This is a genomic window from Nesterenkonia salmonea, assembly GCF_005771525.1.
Classification (GTDB): domain Bacteria; phylum Actinomycetota; class Actinomycetes; order Actinomycetales; family Micrococcaceae; genus Nesterenkonia; species Nesterenkonia salmonea.
This window is the reverse complement of the sequence record NZ_VAVZ01000140.1, coordinates 1-322: the sequence shown is the minus strand read 5'-3', so window position 1 is coordinate 322 and position 322 is coordinate 1. Positions and strand designations below refer to the sequence as shown.

The 322-nt window shown below is 63.0% G+C and carries 1 pseudogene; it reads right to left on the bottom strand.

The window, feature by feature from the left end:
* Window positions 1-176: pseudogene (locus tag FEF26_RS15615) on the bottom strand (IS1380 family transposase); the annotation flags it as partial.
* Window positions 177-322: the final 146 nt, after the last annotated feature.

The window sequence follows — 322 nt, the reverse complement described above, 5'->3', positions numbered from 1 at the left end:
ACGGCGACCGCCAGATCAGTGAGCACCCGGCCCGGGGCGTGAACCGGCAAGCCTTTGTAGGAATCCAGAAGCGGCTCCGAAAGCCCGGTCACCAGGCCGGTTCGCTCTGCCAGTTCTCGCAGCATGCCAACCCCGGCATGAGACACGACCCCCTGCCCGTCGGCGGAGACTTTCATGCGGCCAGTGCCCGGGATACGCTTCACTTTGAGAGTGCCCTCTCGACTCGGATGGTTTGGACTGTGGTAAGCCCATCATCCCTTGTCGGAGCGGCACTCTCGTCTATCTACGGCCTCTCAGGCCCTCGTGTCATGAAAGACCGAGG